The sequence below is a fragment of the Neobacillus muris genome (assembly GCF_943193175.1).
GTDB lineage: Bacteria > Bacillota > Bacilli > Bacillales > Cytobacillaceae > Neobacillus > Neobacillus muris.
Window position 1 is genome coordinate 57,076 of record NZ_CALPDF010000018.1, and the last position, 20,859, is coordinate 77,934.

General features: G+C 40.1%; 21 protein-coding genes. 9 read left to right on the plus strand and 12 right to left on the minus strand.

The window, feature by feature from the left end:
- The 4 genes from NFS43_RS13225 to NFS43_RS13240 are packed head-to-tail and all read right to left on the minus strand — an operon-like array spanning position 1 to position 4,573.
- Positions 1-834, minus strand: a complete 834-nt coding sequence (locus NFS43_RS13225) for a dimethyl sulfoxide reductase anchor subunit family protein (protein WP_251552145.1) — start codon at positions 832-834, stop codon at positions 1-3.
- Between the two features lie 15 nt (positions 835-849).
- Positions 850-1,422, minus strand: a complete 573-nt coding sequence (locus NFS43_RS13230) for a DMSO/selenate family reductase complex B subunit (protein WP_251552146.1) — start codon at positions 1,420-1,422, stop codon at positions 850-852.
- Positions 1,423-1,448: 26 nt separating this feature from the next.
- The gene (locus tag NFS43_RS13235) at positions 1,449-3,848 is read right to left on the minus strand and encodes a DMSO/selenate family reductase complex A subunit (RefSeq protein WP_251552147.1); all 2,400 of its coding nucleotides are present in this window, start codon (positions 3,846-3,848) and stop codon (positions 1,449-1,451) included.
- Positions 3,849-3,871: 23 nt separating this feature from the next.
- A complete protein-coding gene (locus NFS43_RS13240; protein WP_251552148.1) occupies positions 3,872-4,573 on the minus strand; it encodes a TorD/DmsD family molecular chaperone in 702 nt (233 codons plus the stop codon).
- A 273-nt stretch (positions 4,574-4,846) separates the two neighbouring features.
- On the opposite strand from NFS43_RS13240, the gene NFS43_RS13245 reads away from it, so the two are divergent.
- Genes NFS43_RS13245 through NFS43_RS13255 form a run of 3 tightly spaced genes read left to right on the plus strand, consistent with a single transcriptional unit; the run spans position 4,847 to position 8,629 of the window.
- On the plus strand, positions 4,847-6,064 hold the full coding sequence (locus tag NFS43_RS13245) for a PucR family transcriptional regulator (protein WP_251552149.1): 1,218 nt from the start codon (positions 4,847-4,849) through the stop codon (positions 6,062-6,064).
- A gap of 17 nt (positions 6,065-6,081) precedes the next feature.
- A complete protein-coding gene (locus tag NFS43_RS13250; RefSeq protein WP_251552150.1) occupies positions 6,082-8,097 on the plus strand; it encodes a molybdopterin-dependent oxidoreductase in 2,016 nt (671 codons plus the stop codon).
- Positions 8,090-8,629, plus strand: coding sequence for a 4Fe-4S dicluster domain-containing protein (locus NFS43_RS13255; RefSeq protein ID WP_251552151.1), 540 nt, complete (start codon positions 8,090-8,092; stop codon positions 8,627-8,629). The genes NFS43_RS13250 and NFS43_RS13255 overlap by 8 nt, the downstream gene beginning before the upstream one ends.
- Before the next feature lie 116 nt (positions 8,630-8,745).
- Here the strand turns inward: NFS43_RS13255 and NFS43_RS13260 are convergent, their stop codons facing one another.
- The 4 genes from NFS43_RS13260 to NFS43_RS13275 all read right to left on the minus strand — a co-directional run bounded on the left by NFS43_RS13260 (position 8,746) and on the right by NFS43_RS13275 (position 10,565).
- Entirely contained in the window at positions 8,746-9,117 is a 372-nt protein-coding gene (locus NFS43_RS13260; RefSeq protein WP_251552152.1) for a hypothetical protein, read from the minus strand.
- 539 nt (positions 9,118-9,656) lie between these two features.
- Positions 9,657-9,878, minus strand: a complete 222-nt coding sequence (locus tag NFS43_RS13265; protein ID WP_251552153.1) for a hypothetical protein — start codon at positions 9,876-9,878, stop codon at positions 9,657-9,659.
- An 83-nt stretch (positions 9,879-9,961) separates the two neighbouring features.
- Positions 9,962-10,360: a hypothetical protein gene (locus NFS43_RS13270; protein ID WP_251552154.1), complete on the minus strand. Its 399-nt coding sequence runs from the start codon at positions 10,358-10,360 to the stop codon at positions 9,962-9,964.
- Between the two features lies 1 nt (position 10,361).
- Positions 10,362-10,565, minus strand: coding sequence for a helix-turn-helix transcriptional regulator (locus tag NFS43_RS13275; protein WP_251552155.1), 204 nt, complete (start codon positions 10,563-10,565; stop codon positions 10,362-10,364).
- Between the two features lie 173 nt (positions 10,566-10,738).
- On the opposite strand from NFS43_RS13275, the gene NFS43_RS13280 reads away from it, so the two are divergent.
- The 3 genes from NFS43_RS13280 to NFS43_RS13290 all read left to right on the plus strand — a co-directional run bounded on the left by NFS43_RS13280 (position 10,739) and on the right by NFS43_RS13290 (position 12,503).
- Positions 10,739-10,903 (plus strand): hypothetical protein, encoded by a 165-nt coding sequence (locus NFS43_RS13280; protein WP_251552156.1) that lies wholly within the window; start codon positions 10,739-10,741, stop codon positions 10,901-10,903.
- 633 nt (positions 10,904-11,536) lie between these two features.
- Positions 11,537-12,037, plus strand: a complete 501-nt coding sequence (locus tag NFS43_RS13285) for a CBO0543 family protein (protein ID WP_251552157.1) — start codon at positions 11,537-11,539, stop codon at positions 12,035-12,037.
- Positions 12,027-12,503 carry a CBO0543 family protein gene (locus NFS43_RS13290; protein ID WP_251552158.1) on the plus strand — a complete coding sequence of 159 codons (477 nt, stop codon included), beginning with the start codon at positions 12,027-12,029 and terminating at the stop codon, positions 12,501-12,503. The genes NFS43_RS13285 and NFS43_RS13290 overlap by 11 nt, the downstream gene beginning before the upstream one ends.
- 318 nt (positions 12,504-12,821) lie before the next feature.
- On the opposite strand, the gene NFS43_RS13295 is transcribed toward NFS43_RS13290, so the two are convergent.
- A complete protein-coding gene (locus NFS43_RS13295; protein ID WP_251552159.1) occupies positions 12,822-13,319 on the minus strand; it encodes a DinB family protein in 498 nt (165 codons plus the stop codon).
- Positions 13,320-14,249: 930 nt separating this feature from the next.
- Between NFS43_RS13295 and NFS43_RS13300 the strand changes: the two genes are divergently transcribed.
- Positions 14,250-15,482 (plus strand): type I restriction endonuclease, encoded by a 1,233-nt coding sequence (locus NFS43_RS13300; RefSeq protein WP_251552160.1) that lies wholly within the window; start codon positions 14,250-14,252, stop codon positions 15,480-15,482.
- Between the two features lie 106 nt (positions 15,483-15,588).
- Here the strand turns inward: NFS43_RS13300 and groL are convergent, their stop codons facing one another.
- Together groL and groES are read right to left on the minus strand one after the other, a co-directional pair.
- Positions 15,589-17,217 carry a chaperonin GroEL gene (gene groL, locus NFS43_RS13305; RefSeq protein WP_251552161.1) on the minus strand — a complete coding sequence of 543 codons (1,629 nt, stop codon included), beginning with the start codon at positions 17,215-17,217 and terminating at the stop codon, positions 15,589-15,591.
- A 62-nt stretch (positions 17,218-17,279) separates the two neighbouring features.
- On the minus strand, positions 17,280-17,567 hold the full coding sequence (gene groES / locus NFS43_RS13310) for a co-chaperone GroES (protein WP_251552162.1): 288 nt from the start codon (positions 17,565-17,567) through the stop codon (positions 17,280-17,282).
- A 358-nt stretch (positions 17,568-17,925) separates the two neighbouring features.
- On the opposite strand from groES, the gene NFS43_RS13315 reads away from it, so the two are divergent.
- Both NFS43_RS13315 and NFS43_RS13320 read left to right on the plus strand, forming a co-directional pair.
- Positions 17,926-18,642 carry a CPBP family intramembrane glutamic endopeptidase gene (locus tag NFS43_RS13315; RefSeq protein ID WP_251552163.1) on the plus strand — a complete coding sequence of 239 codons (717 nt, stop codon included), beginning with the start codon at positions 17,926-17,928 and terminating at the stop codon, positions 18,640-18,642.
- Positions 18,639-18,839 carry a YdiK family protein gene (locus tag NFS43_RS13320; RefSeq protein WP_251552164.1) on the plus strand — a complete coding sequence of 67 codons (201 nt, stop codon included), beginning with the start codon at positions 18,639-18,641 and terminating at the stop codon, positions 18,837-18,839. The genes NFS43_RS13315 and NFS43_RS13320 overlap by 4 nt, the downstream gene beginning before the upstream one ends.
- 40 nt (positions 18,840-18,879) lie before the next feature.
- Here NFS43_RS13320 and NFS43_RS13325 read toward each other — a convergent pair whose 3' ends face one another.
- Positions 18,880-20,493 carry an acyl-CoA dehydrogenase family protein gene (locus NFS43_RS13325; RefSeq protein WP_251552165.1) on the minus strand — a complete coding sequence of 538 codons (1,614 nt, stop codon included), beginning with the start codon at positions 20,491-20,493 and terminating at the stop codon, positions 18,880-18,882.
- Positions 20,494-20,859: the final 366 nt, after the last annotated feature.

Genomic DNA, 20,859 nt, shown 5'->3' on the forward strand with positions numbered 1-20,859 from the left:
TTAGGATCCTAACACGTAGAATACATATCTGCTCATTCCCTCTGCTGCAGCAAAAACAAGCAATGCGGCGTAAACAAGTGAATAACTGATCTTCTTATTGGTTGTCATTGACATATACCCTAAGATACTGAGACCCAATAATTCGATTACCCATCGGATTCCAATCAAGCTGTTATAGGGAGCCAGCTTATTAATTGCAGTCTGCCCCTCTATCATTTGGACTTCCGGATTATAACCAGCCAGCATGGACGAACCAATTATTTGAATCGCGACTCCGAACAAGACCATGGAGAAGGCCCTTTTTACAATACTATTAATCTGGTCCCCTTTAACCTTCGGCAAGATTAAGCTTGTACCTAAGATAGGTCCTAATGCAAACGCAGTTCCGTAAAATACCACATAGGTATTGATATGATGCCAGCCATTTACTCGGGTTACCGCATAGGCGGTTGCCATACAGTAAATGTCAACTAGCCCAATCACTCCGGTCAAAACCAACAAAATGGGCGTTACTTTCTTTTGAATCATCATCAAGCCGGCCGTCAAACAAATGAGTGCAATGAAAGCACCGGTAACAACAATTTCATTACTCATCCACGATCTTCCAAATCCCCGTACTGCATTAAAGGCATTCTCCGGGCTTCCAAGGTGAAGGAATGAAGCAGCCAATCCGATAAATGAAATGGCAACGATGACAAATAGCGGCAGCTTCATAATCGATATCATTTCTTCATTGGAGTTTGCAACCCTTCTATGAATTAGGTATAGAAAGAGTACCCCGCCAATCGCGGCCGGTGTAAAAACTGTAAAAATCAACAATGGCCATTCATGCATATAAATCCCTCCTTATTATTTAGCGTAATTATGTGCACCGATGACAATATTTGGCTTCGTAATGGATGAATCCGGGAACCCTTTAATATCCCTCGTATTGCCATACTTTTTCCTTAATTCTTCAATTGGCCCATACTCCAATGCACGCATTGGGCAAGAGCCGACACATGCTGGACTTTCGCCAGCTTCAATCAAATCCGTACAGAAATTGCACTTTGTCATCTTTCCGATTTTCTCATTATATTGTGGAGCGCCATAAGGACAGTTCCACATGCAATATTTACAGCCAATGCATTTGTCGTGATCGATGACAACCACTCCATCCTCCTCACGCTTATGCATGGCACCTGTAGGACAGCCCTGCACACAAGCTGGATTTTCACAATGATTACATGAAATAGATGCAAAAAATGTTTGGACATTGGAGATAACTGTTTCATCTCGTTCAACAAAGTCACCTTCAGAATGTTCATATACTCTTCTGAAATTGACACCGGTATCAAGGTCATTCTTGTCTTTACAAGCAACCACACAGGCCTTGCATCCCGTACAATACTGATTATTTATATAAAACCCTAATTGTCCCATAAAAAGTTTGCTCCTTTCAATTCAATCTATATTCTTTTGACTTCCACAAGATTTGTATGCTGTGGATTTCCCTTTGCCAGCGCCGAAGGCCGTTGAGTTGTGAGGGTATTGATATTCCCCCTCTGATCGATGCCTTTTGAATCAGGAGCCCACCAGGCTCCTTGAGGAATGGCTACTGTTCCAGGGATGACTCTGTTTGTTAATTTAACTGGCATTTGGATTTCTCCACGATCATTAAATATCCTAACCTTGTCTCCATCTTTAATCTTTCTTTCCTGTGCGTCATGGATATTCATCCACATCACTTGCGGCCCTGCTTCTTCTAGCCACTTATTGTTATCAAAAGTGGAGTGGCACCGCCTTTTATAATGCCAGCCAATTAATTGCAGAGGATACTTCTTGGTCAGCGGGTCTTGTGGTCCTTCCCAAGAAGGAACATATTTTGGAATGGCAGGAATTTCATCCGGATTATTCATGTCCCATAGATCCTTGGAGAAAATCTCAATCTTACCGGACGGTGTTGCAAACTTATGGTTTGCTGGGTCATTTATTTCCTTTTCGAATGCGACCACGGTGTTATTCTCCAAAGAAACTTGATAAATCCCCATCTTCTTAAATTCTTCAAAGGTTGGGAAATTCGGGTCCTTCTTGCGTGATTCTTCAATCGACCATTTTACCCAATCCAGTTGAGTCCTTCCTTCGGTAAATTCATTTTCAACTCCTAATTTTTTAGCCAACATGGTCAGCCATTCATAATCGGATTTGCTTTCATACATGCTTTCAATACATTTTTGCGACAAAATGGCATGCTGCGATGGCGCCCATGTTGTTCCAATATCCCAACGTTCCATAAAAGTGTTAGATGGCAGCAGGATATCGGCAAACTTAGCACTCGGGGTCATAAACACATCACTTACGACTATTAATTCCAGCAGGCTTTCATCTCTAAGGATTTCAGCTGTTTTATTCGAGTCAGAATGCTGGTTGATCAGAGCGTTCCCCGCAAGGTTAAACATGGCTTTAATATTGGATGGCAGCTTTTCTTGTCCTTCAGGGAGGCCTTTAACGCCTTCTTTCACACCCATTTCCTTACCTTTGACAATCGCGTCAGTCCATAGAAAGCATGGAATCGTTAAATTGCCGAGCGGATTATCACCCTTTGGCACTGCAGTCGTTTTTACTAAGTTCGTGTAGCCTGAACCTGAAGCCCAGCCACCCTTAATACCAACATTTCCTGTGATTGCGGCAAGAACTGTTCCACCTCTGACGAATTGTTCCCCAAAGGCTTGTCTTTGTGGTCCCCATCCTTGCAGGAGAGCAGATGGTTTATTTGTTGCATATTCCCGCGCAAGTTTACGTATTGTGGCTGCTGGGACCTTACAGATTTTCTCAGCCCATTCAGGTGTCTTGGCTACTCCATCTTTCTTACCAAGGATATAACTGACTAATGATTCACCCTCTGGAACCCCTTCAGGCATATGTTCTTCATCAAAACCAAGGCAATATTTATCTACAAAACTCTTATCATATAAATGATCTGTAATAATCACATATGTCATGGCGTCCATCAAGGCATTATCGGTAGTAGGAACGATTGGAATCCACTCATCCGCCAATCCTGCTGCGGTATCCGATTGTCTCGGGTCGATTACCACAATTTTCACGCCTGCTTCTTTTGCTTTTCTTACATAATAATCCGTTAATCCCCAGCGGGTCTCTACAGGATTGTGCCCCCATAAAATGATTAATTTGGAATCTGATAATGTATTCAAGGTACTCCCTGTTTGCGTTGTCCCATAAGTATATGGAGTGGCAACTGACGTTTGGGCAGAACTATAGGAATTGTGATATCCAAGGTAACCGCCAGTTAGGGCAAGAAGTCTTTGAACCATGTTGCCTGCACCGATAATACTGCCGGAATGTCCAGTAGCATAGTTGGAATATCGGGACGCTGGTCCATACTTTTGGGTAATTCTTGTCAATTCCTTGGCGATGTATTCTATTGCTTCATCCCAGGAAATCCTCTCAAATTTCCCTTCTCCCCGTTTTCCTACTCTTTTCATTGGATACTTCAATCTGTCTGGATTATAGACAAATTGTCTATATCCCCGGCCTCTGATACAAGCGCGAAGCTGCGGCATTTCAAATGTATCTTCTTTCGTATCAGTACTTAGGCGCGTAATCACTCCGTCATTAATATGTGCTCTAATGAAACATCTGCCTCCACAATTGATTGTCGAGCAGGTTGACAGAATTTGTTCGGTGGAAGCTTTGGCAGGTTCTGCAGCCTTTACCTTCTCTACTAAACTTGATTCCTTTACAAGCCCTCCAATTACAACTGGTGCTGTTACCGCACTAGACCATTTAATGAAACTGCGGCGTGAAAATTTCTTTTCATTAAGCTGATCAATAACATTTTTAAACATAATGGTTGTCCCTCCCTAACAAATTAACATTCTGAAAGCCTATTTTCTGGTTGATCTTGAGAACGGAGCAGGTCTTCGACAAGCTGATCATCGAAGGAAATGAAATCATTTACCAATGCTCCTAGCCCGATAAAAAGCTTCGATGTCCCATGATTTTGTATATCAGTAGAAAATCGGGGCACCCATTTCAACAGATGTTCCTTTAACATCCTTTGCTGCCCTTTTAACAGGGACTTCCTTTTGTCTGAGTCATGCTCTCCTATGCTTCTTTCAATCAACTGAAGCATAAATTCCAATTCGTAAACAATATGATCGTCTGCCTCGTCATGATGATGTTCTTTTTTCTTTACTTCGAGCCCATATTGGCTATACAGATCCCGAACCTCGAAGGTTGGGAAATCGAATAATGCCTTTTCTTTACTTCTATATACGGACTCCCATGGCGGGGCAAGTAAGGCTTCAGGTCCAACAAACAATCCAAAAAAGTCTTGTCTAGCCATTTGAATACTTTCCTCGAGATTTTCACTATAAAAAAAGTCATGTACCATTTGACCTGATTGATCAAACTCTCTTAATCCTTCAATATATCCTTTTTCCTTTATCTCATTGAAAATCTTGATTGTAATTGGCATCCGTAAAAGAAGCTGGAGAAATTGATAAAACTTCAAACGGCCTTCCAATAATTGGTGCTCCTCACTTGAAATTTGGTTATTTTCTATATTCATTTCGGATTCTCTCCTAACTGCAAGAAATTCCCTTCCTGCTATTCATGTCTTAGTATCAGTTTTATTAATAAACTAATTATAGATTTTGGGATTTTTTTTAAAATATCATCGGTGAACAAAAAAACGGACCTATTTTTGTGCACCTGCGCTAGGGGAATTTTACGAATTTGTGAATGGAAGGGACTTTACAATTTAGTGACATTCATTGTTTTTATCTTTCATGCCGAGGTATCATTAATATAACGTTAATAATAGTAGAAAGGACTTGACTCTATGAACTCCCATTTTACTATTTCATCTATTGCACAGGATTTGCTTAATACATCTATCACGAGCATCGCCCTCACAATAGAAAAACTGTCAAATCATATCTCCCTTGAGGTGTTTCTCACTGACCAGCATTATCAAATCCTGGCATTATCATCACCCTCCGGAGTTTCCGAGTTCACTATTATGGCGATCCAGCAGCTAAGTGCATCCGCCAGCACTCCTGCTTTCCAATGCAAAATTATGACATTAGAAAGCGATAAATATGGGTTTGCCACCCCCATTACTCATGGTAATGAATTACTGGGATACCTATTTTTCATTCAAAATGGCGAGTCATATAGACTTGAAGAATATGAATCTCTGCTCGCCTATACAGCCTCCTTATTTTCCATAAAGCTTTATCAAAACCGGGAGTTAAGGAAAGAAAAAATGAAGTTTAAGGAAGTATTTTTGTTTGATATTCTTTATGGGAATTTTAAACAAAAAGAGGAAATTCTCGAATATGGTCATATTTGGGGTTGGAATTTTGCTGTGCCAAATACAGTTGCTGTATTTTCGATTGCAGACTTTAATCATATTTCAACCGATCAACATATTATTAACACTTTACTATATATTGCCGAAAGAACACTTCTGGAGCGAAATATGAAGCCGATTTCTCTCAAGCGGCAAAATCATTTGGTGATTATTTTTCCAAGTGAAGAAACAGAGCAAAAAAAGCATTTGGCACAGATTGAGGACTTTTCTGGGACTGTCCTCCGCCTGTTGTCAACACAATATCCTGAGCGAAGCTTTTCTTGCGGAATAGGTAAAACATATCGTAATCCAGCAGATTTATTTAGGAGTTATCAGGAAGCAAAGGTTGCACTTGATCTAGGTGAAATTATGGGAATCGACATTTCCTTTTTTACAGATTTGGGGTTGGAACGGATTTTATACAAACATGATTTGCAGGATTTGAAGGAATTTTACACGGCCACCTTAGGTGGACTACAGGAGTATGACAATACCAATAATGTAGATTTGATGAACACCCTTGAAAGCCTCGTCACAAATCAATTTGATATTACAGCTACTTCAAAGGCCTTATTCCTGCACCGGAATACATTACGATATCGGATGAAAAAAATGGAAGAAATTCTTGATATGAAGCTGGATGATTTGAATACGAAGTTAAATATTTTGGCAGCATTCAAAGTTAAAATGCTTAGAAAACTTTAATGATTTGAGGTTTTTGTATGAAGGACGGCATCTATCGAAATACTTGCCCAAGGAATTGTTATGGAACGTGCAGCATGCTTTCTTATGTGAAAAATGGAAGGCTAATAAAAGTGACAGGAGATCCTGAGCATGGATATTCGAAGGGGAGACTTTGTGCCAAAGGCTATGCTTATACCCAATATGTGTATAATCAAAATCGACTCAAGTATCCGATGCTGCAAAGCCCAAGAGGGTCAGGAAAATGGAAACGAATTACCTGGGATGAAGCCTATACGATTATCGCTGAAAAGATGATTGAATTAAACGAGAGGTATGGATCTAATTTACCTTGCGGCTACAATAAATTTTCTGGGAACCTCGGGCTGCTTCACTATGCAACAGAAGGTATGTTCAACAGTATCGGGCCGCATACAAAGCCGATTGGGAATCCATGTGCACTCACGGGAAAGGTTGCCAACCATCGCTCGTTCGGAAGTCATTTCAGTTCTATTCCGGAGGATATGGCAGGGGCCAAGCTGATTGTACTTTGGGGAGCAAATCCCGCCGTAACGAATGTTCATCAAATGAAATTTATCTATCAAGCACGAAAAAATGGTGCAAAATTGATTGTCATTGACCCAGTATTCACGCAAACTGCCGCAAAAGCAGATATTTTTATTCAAATAATCCCGGGCACGGACATGTATTTGGCCCTAGGGATTGCGAAGCTCGTGATTAAAAATAACCGCCATGCCCGAGAATTCCTTGAGAGTGACACAGAAGGCTGGAACCCATATCGCGCCTATCTAGATAATGAATTATCAATCGATGAAATTTGCCATAAAACCGGTGTAACCATGCAGGTATTAGCGGAAATTAGTGAATTATATGGCTCTATTAAACCGGTTGTGACTTGGGCAGGCTTGGGAATTCAGCGAAATATGTACGGGAGCAAAAGCATCAAAGCCATCAACAGTCTTGCAGCTGTAACCGGAAACTTGTTTATCCCAAATGGCGGTCTGTACTTTATGCACTTTAATGTGGATGACTTCCCATGTGCCCTATTAAACCACAAAGGTCCGATTCATCCTTCGGTTCAAGCTTCAAGAAAGGTCGACATTAGTGATTTCGCGAACAGTGCATTACAGCTTTCGGATCCCCCGTTAAAGCTATTATGGATTGCCTCAAGAAACATAACCCAGGACCATAATTTTATTGCGTGGCAAAAACTGTTTGAGCAATTGGAGTTAATTGTCACCGTTGATCTGTATATGACAAAGTCGGCGGAAAATTCTGATCTTGTCTTACCTGCTGCCACTCACTTCGAAGAAGAGGATCTGCACGTTGGATACTGGCATTTTTGGCTCTCTGTTAACCAAAAAGCCATCCCTCCCTATTACGAGGCAAAGAGTGACCTGCAGATTGCCAGAGAATTGTCGTTAAAATTAAATGAGCTTTCACCCGGTTTCTCTAATTTCCCTGCCGACAAGGAGCCCATTGATTGGATTAAAGAAGAATTAACACCAGAAATACTGGACCTTTATTCAATTAACGGTTATGAGGACCTTCTTAGAAGACCTTCTAAAAAGGCGAAACACACAATTCATAAACAAAATCAAAAGTTCCGTTTATTCTCACCTACTGAAATGAGGCAAAATAATGTCAGGGCAGCAGAGCCGCCATCTCCAGAGAAGCACGAATATAAGTTAATCACACCGCAGTCTTTACTAAAGATTCATTCCCAATTTGAGAGTTTGAGCTGGCTGAATAAACACCACGATGACTCCTATATTGAAATATCAAATGAGGCTGCACTATACCATAACATAAACAACTTGGAAAAAATTGAAGTTTACAATCGTTATGGACAACTAGTTGGGGTAGCCAAAATCAATCCCTATCTGCAAAAAAACATCATTCTGGCCCATCAGTCAGGGAATAATCCAATCAATCAATTAATTCACCAACAGGAGCACCTTGTGTCTGCTGATGTTAGTACGCATTTCTATGACAGCACTGTTTCAATTAGAAAATGGAGTGAGGCACATGTTTAAACAATTAGGCTATGTCTTTAATGCTGATGACTGTATTGGTTGTAAAGCATGCGAAATTGCTTGTAAAAATGAAAATCAAACTCCTGCCCATGTCCGCTGGAGAAGGGTTTCCAAGCTTGATACCGAAACATTTCTCTCTATTTCCTGTAATCATTGTGAGAATCCGGAATGCTTCAGAGTTTGTCCGGAACGGGCATTTACCAAACGATCAGATGGAATCGTCGAAATTGATGAGAGCCGCTGCAATGGCTGTAAGTTATGTATAGAGGCCTGTCCTTATTCAGCGCCGCAGTTCAACTCCGAGACGCAAAAGGTCAGTAAATGCCAGATGTGCTACCCAAGGCAGGATGTCGGACTTCCACCTGCCTGTGTCGAGGCATGTACAACAGGAGCATTAGGAACTGTTGATCTCTTCCAATTTACCGATCCAGAATCTATTCGCTCTCTCTCAGGATTCCCCGACATCAAAATAACGAATCCGTCGATCGTATTTTACCCCGTAAAACCGCGAACTAGGTATTTTTTAAAGTAATCCATTAGGGTGGGCAAGTAATGAGTTGCGTTGCAGTGTTTAATGGAAGAACCAACAAAGCTGATTAGGAATGAATAATCCAATCAAACAGTTGATTGAATTGGCAGGAATCCCCTTTATAACGGGAGTAGAGCGGATTTGTTGATCGCTAAGTGATTCTTTCCTGTTGTATTTAAAATATTTATAGGCAAGACATTGTCTTCTAAAGAAGACCGAAAGTATTTTTCGTAATATTGTTTACTTATAACGTCTAACCGTAAGTAATCATTTACTTCAAACTTATTCATTAACTGAAAAGGATTAATTCCATCATCTTTTATTGCCTCGATATCTTTTGCAATTAACTCTTGAACCGAGTGGCTCTTTTTGGATTTTCTTCTTCTAGCCGATGTATTGATACGTCTTTGATAAATCGACAAGCGTTCACCGCCCCAATCCAAATTCTCCATCTTCTTATAGTAATCGACGATAATCCACAAATTTCCCAAGAAATTTTTGGTAATCAATCATTTAATTAAAATAGGCAAAAGCATTAGTACATTGGGGAGTATCTCGATTATCCCCTTCGTTTTTTGTCGTTTAATCAACCACTCGATTAATTTTTTACTACTAGAATCACATTGAAAGGTGTGCTCAAATTGATTAAACTTTATATCGATAAATGGTAGAAAACAGTAAAAAAGAGTGACAAAACCACTCTTTTACAGTTTTTTGTTATTTGCTTTCATTAATAGATCTTTCCAGTTAGAAGGGAAACCAATGTGATTGAATTCAATGTTATCTTCATACTCAGAGATTAGTGTGATCAGATTCCACTTTATTTTTCTCCTTGAAATAAAATGACCCACCTTGGTCCGCATTGTTAAGAGGCGTGGTGGGTTCTGCTAATATTATAATATATCTGAAATTGCTGAATATCAATTAATCACATGGTTGATTTGTAGACGTAAAAAGTATATTGATAAAAAACATAATGAACATGGTTATAGAAATTATACAAATTGATTCAGCTGGCTCTTAATAACTACTATAAAACCACTAAAACAGTTTTATAAAAAGCAAACAAAAACGCCAAAACCGCTCCAAAGTTAGCAATCCTAAACGGTATTTTAAAAGAGAGCAGCAGCCACTTTACGATGAGCCCTACTACTAAAGGAACGACTAGTATAATAGCAAGCTGCATTGCCATATGATTCATGGTGCCTTGCAATGGTGAAAAATCAATATTCATGCTTACCTCCGATTTCAAATTTTCCGCCTCCCCCCAAAAAAATTACTTAATTTATCTTGGAAGGCCGCCTTCACTGCTTCTCTCATAACTATCATCCTTTTTCAACGTCTTGCAACAATAAACGTTCCTGCTGCAAGCAGCATAAATATCAATAATAAGTAAATACTCAATGCACCTATATCAATGGTTCTCATTCCAAAGGCGAATAGTATACAGACAAGGAGCATGCTCCCAATCAGGACAACGTACAAGGAGATTGCATAAAAGTTTTTGATATTCAACCAGGTTCGTTCGTCAACATCTGGAACATTATTAACCTTTCTAAGTTGCTTTAGTTTTGTTACCACTAAAACAATGGCCACCCCTGTGACTGAACCTCCGATGCCCGCGGCTACGGTTCCAGTTGGTAAATCTGGAATAAATAGATCAATTAGGTAAAACCCAATGCTCATGCCGCCAATTATCATAATGGCTATAATAATGGATCCCCATTTTTTCATATTATTCCTCCTCCAATTCGAAGATTTCATCTATAGTTACGTCCAAGTACTTTATCAGCTTTAACGCTAATTCCAGACTAGGATTGTATTTATGGTTTTCTATTGCATTGATGGTCTGTCTCGTTATTTGTAAATCTTCTGCCATTTTAACTTGGCTAATCCCTTTTTCTAAACGGATCTCTTTAATTCTGTTTTTTACCTTCAAATGAGAAACGTCTCCTTTTTGCTAATGTGTAAAGATATCTTTACATGTATTATAAAAAGAAAAATCATGATTGTAAAGATATCTTTACATTGTAATTTCCATTTTTTATAAAGCAATAGATAGCGAAAAGTGTCAAAGGAGGGAATATTGGATGTGTGGGAGTCATAACGAACATGTCTGCCGTTGTTCGCAAATTCCAGTTTCCGGAAGATGCGGATATCTGCTACGGCCAGCGTACCAATATCTGGATCGGTAAATCTCTGGCGGACACCTCATTGATACCGAGTAATTTGCTGCACTCTAGCAAAGAAAAAGCCACCCAAATGGCAGCTTCTTAGAAAAATTTATAGGTCGGGCTTTGTATCAGATCAAGTTCCGTATTGAATATCGACTAATTCAACATCATCCTGAAAAGATAAATATTTGTATGTTGCAGCATACGTTTCATTAATAATTAAAAGGCCCCAAGTAGGCTTAAAATTGATATTCATTTTAAATTTTTTCTTTTCCGGATCGAATGGGTTCATTACTAATACCCAATGTTTAAAATCGCAGCTACAGCAACAGTAAATGCAATGGCCCCGCCAATTCTAAACCTTGGTATTTGGTGGCACGAAGGACGATTACTGCTATGGTTGCACATAAAATGAATCAGCTTGCTTGGCTCTGGCCTATGTGGATTTCCAAGAAGGTTCTGTAATATTACCAAAAAGATTAAACTTCCTGTTAACTAGAAATCAACCAAAAATGAATCGATCATTGATAATATCCATTCAAACAGTTGATTGAATGGCCGCAGCACCTAAGCACTTAGTTGAAGCAATAAGTGTAATTCATATAGGTAAAGAAAAACTAGAATCCACTTTGAAGAAATACTGCGGTTTAACGTCTTGAATATGATACGTGGAAATAGAAAATACTTAAATGTGATACCTATCTAACTTGGATGGAGTTGTTCATAAAACATGCTAATGGAGCATTGGATTATGCTTGCAATGTGGCTATTCGGAACGGCTGGCTTTATTTTGTTTATTCCACGCAAAGATTGGCGTATGGGCTTCTTTTCATTTTTGTTGTTTCAAGCAATCATTTGGCTTGTTGATATGATAACTTTTGCACTTGATTGGCAGCATGCACCTGTTCGTGAGTTCCCCAAAGCCACTCATATGCCTCTTACTCTTGATTATTTTTTTTATCCCGTATCATTTGCGATTTATTACGTAAACAAGAAATCAAAAGACGGTTTATGGTCTAGATTTATATACTTTTTTGTTTGGATTTCTGTTATAACATTATTCGACAATGTGCTCGAGAGATATACAGATTTAATTGCATATGACAAAATGACGTGGTATACGATTTGGCTTGACTTTGGTTTTCTCTATTCTGTGAGTCAAGTTTGTTGTAATTGGTACTTTAAGGACAGGGACTCGTTTCAAACAGAACAGCGGTGGGAAACACATGAGAATTGAATGGTGGATCATCCTATTCGTGTATGTAGCGGCTACAGGAGTTCTGTTGTTCATACCGAAAAATAGAATTCATCTAGCCATATTTGCGCTATTGTGTAAGCAGCTATTTACCTTCTTTATTGGTTTAGTGGTAGTAGAACTTGGATTAATAGAATATCCTATTCGTTGCTTTCCATCTGTGAATCGGACGAGCTTTGTATATGAATATTATGCCTATCCAGTCGTTTGTGCTGCCTTTAATGTCTGGTACCCCAATGATAGCAGTCCTCTTTATCGATTCGGTTATTATGTTGGATTTAGTTCTGTGTTAACGCTCGGTGAAGTCATCATTGAAAAATACACCCTTCTCCTCAATTATATCCACTGGGAATGGTATATTACTTGGGTTTCACTATTTATTACGTTTTATATTGTTCGTTTATTGTGTGTTTGGTTTTTCAAAAAGGGGAAGGTTTCCTACATGTGAAATCGACATTCGCTCATCGATAAGGGATTGTTCTATAAGGACCGTTGTTTGTTGGCCCGTATTCAAACAACGCGCGAGTCCCAGCGCACTTGCCCAAGTAAAACTTACCCCTTTCCGGCAGGGAAAGGGGTGGGTCCGTTCTGGCCCTTCCAAAATGATCGACAATTACCTCTGTGCCCGTCCAAAATAAAACGGTTATTTTGTCCAAATGTACATAGTTCAGAATATTTTTTTGTTAACCCGAGAAGCTAAAGGAAAAACGAGCCTTCCCTTTCTCCCCTTAGAACAGGGCGAGAAATCTCGCTGAATTATGTTGCTTTAGGACCACTCAACCCCACCCCAAGTGGATTGCAACTTTCGCAGCAGAACAATTTGGCCGAGATGATATGTATCGTGCATCATGATACTACTGAGTAAACGCTCCATTGAGCTCCTGTTAGCTGCATATGGGGCTTTTAACTTTTCATCGTCAAGGTCCGCCATCACCGTTTTTAAATGATTCATGACTTCATTAAGGCGCTGCACTGTCTGGGCCCACCCACTTTCGTCTTGTGGATCCCCCGGATTTCCAAATGTTTCTTCATTGTCTTTTGCCTTATGTGGATTCTCTGTGCCCTTAATTCGATGGATGATGTCTTCATTCCAAAATATCAAGTGGTTGACAATCTGCCAAATCGAATTGCTGATGCCTGAACTTGTCCATGCTGCCTCAGCTGCGCTGACTCCATGAAGTGCCTGATCCATGGATGCAAACCAATCATTCTCATGGAAATGCATGTCTAGTTGCTCTAATAACATTTTGGTTACAACTTGCATACTACCAATCTCCTCACTGTTAGTGTAATTTTTCCAAGTTAAAAGACAAGAAAAAATCTGACTATAAATTAATCGGTCCTAAAAAGGTAAAAAACCCTGTGGTATCTTCCATATTGGACATTCATACCTTTCTCTCCAGCTTCTAATTCTCTCCAACATGGCACAGTAATCTGAAATTTCCGGGAGACGATAACAATAATTCTCGATCAATTTCGAAAAAGGCCATTCATACGCATAAAATAACCTTCTTTTTTGACTATCAAATGAAATACGCCAATCATCTATTCTGAGAATACAACAAAACCATGATGACTATGACTTATTCGGCTTATCCAGCTTTTATTCCTTCATCATGACAAATAAAGTGCCCTATTCTATATACTTTTCGGGTTAATCTGTTGGCTAAACGACATACTCTGCCTTTGATTTTATAAGTGGCTTATTTCATATAATGGTTTGGAATAGCTAGCCGTCGCTTTGATTAAAACGATTCACAAGTTCCTCAGGTTGTTTCGTTTTAATTTCAGCAGCTGCGGCTTTTCCAGGCACCATGTTTCCCCTGTCACCCGAAGAAAAGTTAACTAAATAGTTCCATGTTTTTCTTCTTCACTTCCACTTAAATTCAGTTTCACGTTCGTTTGCTTTTTTTTCAACGTAGACCATCGGAAATTCATTAATAAAAAATGATACTAAATAGGTACACAATATTTAAAGTTTCATTTGATAACATTATAATGTTACTATGGAATGATTTGGAAATAATAAACATCCTAGAGGAGTGATTAAAAAGATTTAAATAAGAGTGAGTAGATTCGTGAATACACCCAATAACGTTTAAAAATGGTATCCGCAAAAGCTAGTTTTAAAAACAACCCATCATACATAATTTTAAAATGATAATCTAGATATTGACTAGTTAGGGGGACGAAAATGGTAAATCTTAAGGAAACTTTAGAAGCGTTAAATAAGACTGTTGAGGATAATAAAGAGCTAATAAAAAATGAGGAATCTACAAAACAGTTTCTAATATTGCCTCTTCTTAGGGGATTAGGATTCGATATTTACAATCCAAAAGAAGTTACACCGGAATTCACCGCAGATTTCCATAAGAAGAATGAAAAGGTTGATTATGCAATTTATCTTAATGGTGAACCAAGTATATTTGTGGAAGCAAAATCCATGAACAACAAAATTACGAAAAGCGCTCCCCAATTAAGCAGATATTTTAGCACATTTCCCAGCGTCCACTTAGGTATATTAACAAATGGCATAGAATATCAATTTTTTACCGATTTAAACAATGCTAATATTATGGACTCCAACCCATTTTTCGTTTTCAATATAGGAAATTATAATGATGAGGACTTTAACAATCTGGTAAAGTTCTCTAAAAATCTTTATGACTATGAAAGTATTAAATCCATGGCTGACTCCCTTATTTATTATCAATCATTTAAATCAGTTATGAAGGAAATCTTTGAAAACCCCAATGATAATTTTATTAAATTTGTTATAAAAGAGCGCTTTAACTTTAAAGTAACTCAGCAATTTATCACTGCGGTTAGGCCGTTGGTTCAAAAAAGCATTCAAGAAGCGCTCTCAGAGATTTTAAGTGAAAAATTTGATTCTCTCATGCAAACAAATTCATCACAAGAAGCGGCTCCTTCAACTGAAGTCCTACCTCAAGAAGAAAAAAAGACCTATTATTCCACAGAAGAGATTGAATCCTTAGGTATATTTGAGGAATTTGGCGGAATTAAAATCGTCCTCCCTAATACAGAGTCCTATAAAAAGCTGTTAAAGATCTCCGCAGAGGAATACTCTGTTGAAAAAGGAAATCCCCTTAGTGATTTCTTTGTATCATCCGTTCTCATTCAAGGCAGTACAATTGTAGGTTATTTAATAGGCCAATATTATAACGACCAGAAAGATACTACATTATACACGGTAAGATCCCATGAAATTGCAAACTTCTTACATGAAAACCCTGTTGTGAAAGAATCAGGATTTATCAATGCTCGAATGGGGATGCGTAAAAACAAAAATACAAACGAAATAACCTACTACTTGAAGAGTTGTTTAGCAAACCTTTCCTTCCGGGATATTCCAAATCTTGCATCAAAGATTGATGACATTGATCAATTTTTCATGCGTATTCAATAATTTAGATTGATTCTTCCAAACACAAAAAACCACTCCCCATTTTATTGGGAAGTGGCTTTTATCATTGATATAAATTAGTTATATCAAGGGTTAACGTTAAGGGAAACTACATCATGCCGCCCATTCCACCCATGCCGCCCATATCAGGCATTGCAGGAGCAGCTGGTTCTGGCTTGTCAGCCACGACTGCTTCAGTAGTCAAGAACATAGCCGCTACAGATGCAGCATTTTGAAGTGCTGAACGAGTAACCTTAGTTGGGTCAACGATACCAGCTTCAATCATGTTTACCCATTCGCCAGTTGCAGCGTTGAAACCTACGCCGATTTCTTCACGCTTTAAGCGATCCACGATAACAGATCCTTCAAGACCTGCGTTCTCAGCAATCGTGCGAACTGGAGATTCGATCGCACGAAGAACGATGTTGATACCTGTTTGAACATCACCTTCAGCTTCAATAGCAGCTACTTTGTTATATACGTTCAGAAGCGCAACGCCACCGCCGGATACGATCCCTTCTTCCACTGCAGCACGAGTTGAGTTTAGAGCATCTTCAATGCGAAGTTTGCGTTCTTTTAATTCAGTTTCAGTTGCAGCACCAACCTTGATGACTGCTACACCGCCAGCTAATTTAGCTAAGCGCTCTTGTAATTTTTCACGGTCAAATTCAGAAGTAGTTTCTTCCAATTGAACGCGGATTTGGTTCACACGGCCTTGAATCGCTTCAGTAGAACCGGCACCTTCAACAATCGTAGTATTTTCTTTTGTTACAACGACTTTAGAAGCGCGGCCAAGAGACGCTACAGTAGTAGATTTAAGGTCACGGCCAAGCTCTTCAGTGATCACTTCACCGCCAGTTAAAGTAGCGATATCTTCAAGCATTGCCTTACGGCGGTCACCGAAGCCAGGAGCTTTAACAGCCACAGCATTGAATGTTCCACGAAGCTTGTTCAATACTAGTGTCGATAATGCTTCCCCTTCAATGTCTTCAGCAATCAATAATAATGGCTTGCCTTGCTGAACTACTTGCTCAAGAACAGGAAGAATTTCTTGAATGCTAGAAATCTTCTTGTCAGTGATTAAGATATATGGATTTTCTAAAACAGCTTCCATTTTGTCAGTGTTGGTTACCATGTAGGCAGAAACATAACCGCGGTCAAATTGCATACCTTCTACCACATCTAACTCAGTTGTGAAGCCTTTTGACTCTTCGATTGTGATAACGCCGTCGTTGCCAACGCGCTCCATTGCTTCAGCAATCAATTGGCCCACTTCATCATCAGCAGAAGAAATGGCAGCAACTTGTGCGATCGAAGATTTGCCTTCGATTGGTTTAGAAATCGTTCTTAATTCTTCCACAGCTGCAGCAACAGCTTTTTCAATCCCTTTGCGAATACCCATTGGGTTCGCACCAGCTGTTACGTTCTTTAAGCCTTCGCGGATCATCGCTTGAGCAAGAACAGTTGCAGTTGTTGTACCGTCACCGGCAACATCGTTTGTTTTGCTTGCTACTTCAGCTACTAGCTTAGCACCCATGTTTTCGAATGCATCTTCCAGCTCGATTTCTTTAGCGATCGTTACACCGTCATTAGTGATTAATGGTGAACCAAATTTTTTCTCAAGAACCACGTTGCGTCCTTTAGGTCCAAGAGTTACTTTTACTGCATTTGCTAGAGTATCCACACCGCGAAGCATTGCACGGCGAGCTTCTTCACTAAACTTAATCTCTTTAGCCATAGTTCAATAACCTCCTCAATATGTTTAAAAGCTTGTTCTTGTTTTATGTTTCAGTCGTAATCCTATTCGCCAACAACAGCAAGAATGTCAGATTCACGTAAAATTAAGTATTCGGATCCTTGGTATTTTACCTCAGTACCAGCGTATTTTGAGAAGATAATTCGATCGCCTACAGAAACTTCAAGTGCTACGTGTTCACCGTTGTCAAGCACACGGCCTGTACCAACAGCAATTACTTTTCCCTCCTGAGGCTTTTCCTTAGCAGTGTCCGGCAATACAATACCGCTTGCAGTCTTTTCTTCTGTTTCAACTAATTCGATGATAATGCGATCACCTAATGGTCTTAACATACAAACAACCTCCTCAAATATATGTTATTCGGTCATTTATTAGCACTCGGTATCGATGAGTGCTAACACAATTATTATAATAATGAATCTAAAAATCTTTTGCAAGTATCAAGCATAAAATTTTTAAAAAGAATTCTGTTTTTTTCCACCTTATAAAGTATGTGATGGGTGTCCCATTCTATTCATTATTTTTCCGCCCGTCGAAAAAACTTTTTAAAAGCATTCAAAATTGAAAGTTACCCTATTTTAACGGTAGAATGAAAAAGAATTGCCTAAGTGAATAACAACAGCTCAATATCCAAGAAGAGTATAAGATTATCTTTCTATATCAAAAATAGAAGTTAAAGGAGACGAAAGATTGAAACGGGAATATTGGATTATATTAATTGTGTATATCGGAATGCAATTGTCCAGTCTGGCCGGGGTTCCCTTACTTATGCTTGTTTTCCCTGCCATCGGGATTGACAGGCAGCAAGCTGTTCCTGTTTGGCTGCTGTTTAGCTTTCTGGCCGCCTTGCTCATCACGGTTATTCTACTGCGAAAGGAAATGAGGAATTTTCAGGAGAGAGGCAGTTCCCTAGGGCAGTCGATTCAATGGGCCATTTCGGGATTCTTCCTTGCCTTATTTGCGCAATATGCTGCCGCCATTATTGAGACGATGTTAGGCGTCCAAACGGGATCAGAGAATACCCAGGAGATTCTTAATTTAATTGAATCATTCCCGCTGGCCATTGTGGTCACTTCTATTTTTGGCCCAATTCTGGAAGAAGTCGTGTTTCGAAAAATTATTTTTGGAAGCCTCTATAAGCGCTATAACTTTTTTATATCCGGCTTAATCAGCTCCGTCATCTTTGCTCTTGCCCACATGGAGCCGGAACATATTATCCTATACTCGGCCATGGGCTTTACTTTCGCCTTTCTCTATGTAAAAACCAAACGGATTATCGTGCCAATGTTTGCCCATGTTACCATGAATACGATGGTCGTGTTAGTCCAATCCGTTTACCGGGATGATATTGAAAAACTGTTAAAACAAGCTGAGGCGGTGCAAAACTTTATCGGAGGTTTCTTATGAGACGTTCACCTTTTGTTTCCGGTCTGATTTATTTTCTAATTGGCGGTTTGTTTACGTTCTTCGCCATTGATGATGTCCAAGAGAACGGCTGGGGCTTTTTCAGCTACCTGCTCGTGATTCTCGCAACATTTGACTTTGGCTCAGGCATTAAACTATTCGCCTTTCATTTTAAATACAGAGACCAATTGAAAAAATAGACCAAATCCCCTAGAGCCATCCAGGGGATTTTTTCATAGCTTAGCTGATTTCAGTTAATGCTTGTTGTTGGAAGGCTTTAAAAAATGAATCACAAAAAACGTCCCATTCCGCAGCCGCCTCCATAGATGCTTCAGTTACTTCCCCTAAAACCGGCCGCTGAAGCAAATCGCTAAGCTGCGCGGCAAAATTCTTGATGGTTTCTTGGGATACCCCCTCAAGGACATCGGCAACAAATTCTTCAGGCGGATACCAGTCTGATACGCGCAGCAGGTCTCGATAGATTTGCGTCAGCAACAGATTTCGCGGCCCCTCCCACTGCTCGTTGACCACCACATCACGGAAAATCCTAGGCAATGACGAGAATTCTTCCATGACCCCATGCCCGGCAAACACGGAGATGGCCTCGCGAAGGATTTCCGCCCCTTCATTGGTTGCACAGATTTTCTGCAGCAGGACGAGTTCCCTTAAATGAAATAATTTTTTTCTTGTTTCAATGGGCTGGTCAGAGTGAATCCCAGGATTAAGCGGCTTTTCCAGCTTCAGAAATAAGTCGTAGATTTTAAAGGCGCCGGAGGTCGTTCTATGGGCTGCATTTTCAATTTTCTTTAGTTTGCTGGCTGAAAGCGGGTAGTCCTTTACCTTTTTGCCGAAAACGGTCCGAAAGTCGCCATATAACTTGGCTTCTCTTGCGGCCCGCAGCATAAATCCCGCACAAGCAATACCGATCTCAAGTCTCGAGAGGGTTAGGACAATGCCTACCGCCACTGCAATTCCCTTATCCTTAGGACCGATTGGATAGGCAAGTGCTCCGTTATATTGAATTTCTGCGGTCGGAAGCTCCGCTGTACCTAACTTCCATTTGATGCGGTTGATTTTGTATCGGTTGCGTTTTTCTTTTTCCTTATCGCCTGGCAGCCAAGAAGGAACGATAAAGGTGGAGACTTTATTGGTGCCGGTTATTTTGGCGGTGACGACCGAATAATCGGCATGGGCCGCGGAGCAGAAGAACTTATTGCCGTATAACCGATAGTACTCTCCTTGCGGAACCGCTTCCAATACGTTAGCAGGCAAATCAGATCCGCCCTGGATTTCCGTCATAAATTGGGCGCCTATCGCAAACTCACCGTTTATGCCTTCTTTTGCATGCTGGAGGATCGCTTGGAGTTCGGGGATTTCATCATCTGGAAACTGCTCTAATAGGGCCGCTAAGCCGTGGGTACAGGTTAACGGACAGGTGACGCCCGCTTCGCCTAGCTGATGGATGAGCATTCTTTTGATGAAGCTTTCCCATGGTGGCATCTTGCTTGAAAACAGGCCTTCACCAAATATGGCTTGTTCTAGTTGGAGGGTTTCCATTGGCCGGACGATTCGGTCAATCCGATTGTTGAAGGCATCGTAGTGAAGCATGTAGGGACGGACTTCGGGACGGGCAATGCGCTCCGCTAATTGATTCCATTTGGTTGACACTTTTGGGGAGAATGTTTGCAGTGCTTTATGGATGGCTTCGTATTGGGATCCGGTGTACTTTTTTACGGCTTGCTGCAGGAATGGTTCGTCCTGATACCAGTCAAGGCTGGTGCGCCTTTCGAGAAATTCTTCAAAGCCATAGGAATTGGCTCCTTTTGTAGCGGTATCTTGGGAAGCAATGTTCATAGAATATCACTCCTTCTCATTTGGAAAATTTTACATAATCATCAATTTCATTGTAAGCTTCTGAAGTGGTGACCGTCAATGAGTGGAATATCTCATGCTTTATTTTAGGTTTTCTAATTGGTTCATGAGGAAACTCGCTCTTTTATTGTTCTCATGACGGTTTCATAGCGACAATTCCTGGCTTGCTCGCTAGTTTTTGTCCTCATGACGCCTTCATGGCGACAAACTCATGCTTGCCTTCATCGTTTTTGTCGCCTTAACCGTTCCATGACGACAAATTCTTGCTTGCCTTCATCGTTTTTGTCGCCTTAACCCCTTCATGACGACAAATTCTTGCTTGCCTTCATCGTTTTTGTCGCCTTAACC

Excerpts from the sequence above, each read along its gene's own strand:
- NFS43_RS13225 (WP_251552145.1), bottom strand. The coding sequence starts at position 834 with ATGCATGAATGGCCATTGTTGATTTTTACAGTTTTTACACCGGCCGCG.
- NFS43_RS13230 (WP_251552146.1), bottom strand. The coding sequence starts at position 1,422 with ATGGGACAATTAGGGTTTTATATAAATAATCAGTATTGTACGGGATGC.
- NFS43_RS13235 (WP_251552147.1), bottom strand. The coding sequence starts at position 3,848 with ATGTTTAAAAATGTTATTGATCAGCTTAATGAAAAGAAATTTTCACGC.
- NFS43_RS13240 (WP_251552148.1), bottom strand. The coding sequence starts at position 4,573 with ATGAATATAGAAAATAACCAAATTTCAAGTGAGGAGCACCAATTATTG.
- NFS43_RS13245 (WP_251552149.1), top strand. The coding sequence starts at position 4,847 with ATGAACTCCCATTTTACTATTTCATCTATTGCACAGGATTTGCTTAAT.
- NFS43_RS13250 (WP_251552150.1), top strand. The coding sequence starts at position 6,082 with ATGAAGGACGGCATCTATCGAAATACTTGCCCAAGGAATTGTTATGGA.
- NFS43_RS13255 (WP_251552151.1), top strand. The coding sequence starts at position 8,090 with ATGTTTAAACAATTAGGCTATGTCTTTAATGCTGATGACTGTATTGGT.
- NFS43_RS13270 (WP_251552154.1), bottom strand. The coding sequence starts at position 10,360 with ATGAAAAAATGGGGATCCATTATTATAGCCATTATGATAATTGGCGGC.
- NFS43_RS13280 (WP_251552156.1), top strand. The coding sequence starts at position 10,739 with ATGTCTGCCGTTGTTCGCAAATTCCAGTTTCCGGAAGATGCGGATATC.
- NFS43_RS13285 (WP_251552157.1), top strand. The coding sequence starts at position 11,537 with ATGGAGCATTGGATTATGCTTGCAATGTGGCTATTCGGAACGGCTGGC.
- NFS43_RS13290 (WP_251552158.1), top strand. The coding sequence starts at position 12,027 with ATGAGAATTGAATGGTGGATCATCCTATTCGTGTATGTAGCGGCTACA.
- NFS43_RS13295 (WP_251552159.1), bottom strand. The coding sequence starts at position 13,319 with ATGCAAGTTGTAACCAAAATGTTATTAGAGCAACTAGACATGCATTTC.
- NFS43_RS13300 (WP_251552160.1), top strand. The coding sequence starts at position 14,250 with ATGGTAAATCTTAAGGAAACTTTAGAAGCGTTAAATAAGACTGTTGAG.
- groL (WP_251552161.1), bottom strand. The coding sequence starts at position 17,217 with ATGGCTAAAGAGATTAAGTTTAGTGAAGAAGCTCGCCGTGCAATGCTT.
- groES (WP_251552162.1), bottom strand. The coding sequence starts at position 17,567 with ATGTTAAGACCATTAGGTGATCGCATTATCATCGAATTAGTTGAAACA.
- NFS43_RS13320 (WP_251552164.1), top strand. The coding sequence starts at position 18,639 with ATGAGACGTTCACCTTTTGTTTCCGGTCTGATTTATTTTCTAATTGGC.
- NFS43_RS13325 (WP_251552165.1), bottom strand. The coding sequence starts at position 20,493 with ATGAACATTGCTTCCCAAGATACCGCTACAAAAGGAGCCAATTCCTAT.